At 45.9% G+C, this 1,068-nt stretch carries 1 protein-coding gene; it reads left to right on the forward strand.

Annotation, left to right across the window (positions count from 1 at the left end; genetic code table 11):
• Window positions 1–88: 88 nt before the first annotated feature.
• Window positions 89–841: a phosphatase gene (locus R7O12_RS26660; protein ID WP_021450561.1), complete on the forward strand. Its 753-nt coding sequence runs from the start codon at window positions 89–91 to the stop codon at window positions 839–841.
• The last annotated feature ends 227 nt before the right edge of the window (window positions 842–1,068 follow it).

Consider the following 1,068-nt stretch of genomic DNA (forward strand, 5'->3'; position numbering starts at 1 on the left):
TTCACCGCCGCATTTTCGGTGTTCGCTACATCTTGACCGCACGAGGGTATACAATACCCGCAAATTTGAGCACTCAAGAGACTGGATGATGGAATTTAAGGTTGATACCCACACGCATACTTACGCGAGTGGTCATGCGTATAGTACGTTGATTGAAAACGCAAAGTCGGCAAAAGAGAACGGGTTAACCATGTTTTGCACGACGGACCATGCGGAATCGATGCCGGGTGCGCCTCACTACTGGTTTTTCTCCAACCAAAAAATTCTGCCTCGTTTTCTTGAAGGTGTTGCCATCGTTCGCGGAGTGGAATCCAACATACTTAACATTGAAGGTGAAATTGATATTCCGCCAAGCGTCGATCGCAATTTGGACTGGGTTATTGCCAGTTTCCACGAGCCCGTTTTTCCACCTGCCAATAAAGAAGCACACACTGAAGCGCTGATAAATGTCATCAAAAGCGGTCGCGTTGATGCGTTAGGGCATTTGGGGAACCCGAACTTCGACTTCGATTTTGAACAAGTGCTGAAGTGCGCTAAAGAGCACAATGTAGCGATAGAAATCAATAACACTACGCTCAAAGGCAACAGTCGTGTTGGCAGTGTGGAGCGTTGCCATGAAATTGCGCAAATCGGCAAAGCGTTAGATGTGTATTTTACTACGGGAAGCGATGCACACTTTTGTCATGATGTGGGCAATCTGGAGCTTGTCAGTGAGCTGATGGACAACCTTGATATTGATAGCAACAAAGTGATTACTCACTCTGCTAAACAGTTTTTGTCATTTCTTGAACTGCGTGGCCGCTTGCCAATCGCAGAGTATGACGAGATTCGCAACGCATAAACTTGATTACATTTTAGGTATGCACCCTAGGTAAGATTGCTTTACACTGCCCCTCTTAAATACCCGAATATTCCTACAATGCGCATTAGCGTGGCGAGTTATTTGGGTAAACGAAGCCGACACAGAATTCGGCACTAAAATGGAGAAGTGAAAATGTTACGTCCTTTAGTCCTAGGGTGTGCGATTGCGTTTGGCTCAACATACGCAATGGCAGAAGCGGTTGATTT

This window comes from Vibrio sp. Vb1574 (genome assembly GCF_033338675.1).

Coding starts and splice junctions, on each gene's coding strand:
- R7O12_RS26660 (WP_021450561.1), top strand. CDS start 89: ATGGAATTTAAGGTTGATACCCACACGCATACTTACGCGAGTGGTCAT.